We start from the raw sequence: 1,274 nt of genomic DNA, 5'->3' as shown, positions 1-1,274 counted from the left end.
ACTGCTTTCTCATACGTTGGGCATTTTTGCTAATTTTAAACAAGGTAAAAGACAACGCGACTGGCTTCAACAAGCTAACGTTATAAAGTGTTAAAGTCGAGCATCGCGTTAAACCTAATGGATCGATAAAGCTCGTGGGATTATGGACATATGAATACGGATTAAACCCGCCAACCAGCCCTATCGGGTCTTAGGGTGCACCCTGACACCATCATACTTTTTAAACCACTTAACTCATTGAGCTGCCATAACTTTTAAAGAGCAACAACAGCCCAGTTTACACCATCTTAACACCCATGTCCCGATGTGCATTTTTTGCCCGCCGTGCCTTTTTCGGCAACCCGCGCCCGCTAGCGACGTCCTGCGGCGCTCTGATGCACAGTAGCTTGAGTCATGCACCGCTTCTGCATGACCGCGCAGGTCTTGGGAGGGCAGCGGTGGCTGGCGAGGCGGGAACGAGCAACGCAGTGCGAGCCACCGCAGCCTGATACCGCCGGGTGGGCATAAAGCCCTTTCAGCAGAGGCCGCAGGCCGACTTCCCTTTTGGTTTTGGAGCCGCAGGACGCGGCGACTGCGGTGGTAGGGATTATTTCTGCCGCCAACAGCAGAGCGAGCCGGCGAGCTGTGCGCCACACCGCACCAAGATGCCCACAGCGGGGTCCTGAATATAATGTGTATTATACGCATTAAGCCGCTCACCCGCCGCTTTGCCTGTGCACGGTAGGGGAACGGCTGCCGTGCGTATAATTCCCGAACATTATGTTAAATGGCCAGATGGCCAGCTACCGCACGCACATATTTCACTGCTGCCCGTTGCTGGCCTGACGGCCATTTGCCCCGCTAACACCGATGGCAGGGGGCAAGAGGTGCGCCAGGGAGGGCGTGCCTGTTGCCTGCACTGACCTGCGCACTCACAGATAACACCCACTAACGGGCTGTTTTCTTTGTCATTATTTTCTCCGTTGTTTTCTTCGTCGCTGTTGCTTTTGCACTTCTCCGTTTACGCTCTGCCGGGTGCGTTTTCGCATGGACTTTCTGTAAGTGGCCGATGGTCACGCTGGGCTGAACTGCGCGCCTGTGCCGTCAGCGACGACGACGCCTATAAGATGAAAGACGCTATTCATAAGCTGCAAAACGCACTGGCCGAAGCAGGGTTTGCACCACAGGGCAAGATCGCGAACGTTTTTCAGTCAAAAATAAATCGATTGCTCCGAAAGGATAGCTGTGATCTTATACTCTCTTTTTGAGAGAAAAAACCATGCACTTTGACATTT

At 53.1% G+C, this 1,274-nt stretch carries 3 protein-coding genes and 1 pseudogene; 3 read left to right on the top strand and 1 reads right to left on the bottom strand.

Annotation, left to right across the window (positions count from 1 at the left end; genetic code table 11):
• Positions 1-94: pseudogene (locus tag AACX68_RS20150) on the top strand (IS982 family transposase); the annotation flags it as partial.
• Between the two features lie 140 nt (positions 95-234).
• Here AACX68_RS20150 and AACX68_RS07355 read toward each other — a convergent pair.
• A complete protein-coding gene (locus AACX68_RS07355; protein WP_228860868.1) occupies positions 235-633 on the bottom strand; it encodes a hypothetical protein in 399 nt (132 codons plus the stop codon).
• 104 nt (positions 634-737) lie between these two features.
• Here AACX68_RS07355 and AACX68_RS07350 point away from each other — a divergent pair, with 104 nt between their 5' ends.
• Positions 738-902: a hypothetical protein gene (locus tag AACX68_RS07350; RefSeq protein ID WP_228860867.1), complete on the top strand. Its 165-nt coding sequence runs from the start codon at positions 738-740 to the stop codon at positions 900-902.
• 42 nt (positions 903-944) lie between these two features.
• On the top strand, positions 945-1,247 hold the full coding sequence (locus AACX68_RS07345) for a DUF7706 family protein (protein ID WP_228860866.1): 303 nt from the start codon (positions 945-947) through the stop codon (positions 1,245-1,247).
• Positions 1,248-1,274 lie beyond the last annotated feature (27 nt).

The sequence above is a fragment of the Xenorhabdus sp. PB61.4 genome, assembly GCF_963894935.1.
GTDB classification, from domain to species: domain Bacteria; phylum Pseudomonadota; class Gammaproteobacteria; order Enterobacterales; family Enterobacteriaceae; genus Xenorhabdus; species Xenorhabdus stockiae.
The sequence above is the reverse complement of the archived record's forward strand: the minus strand, read 5'-3'. Positions and strand labels throughout refer to the sequence as shown.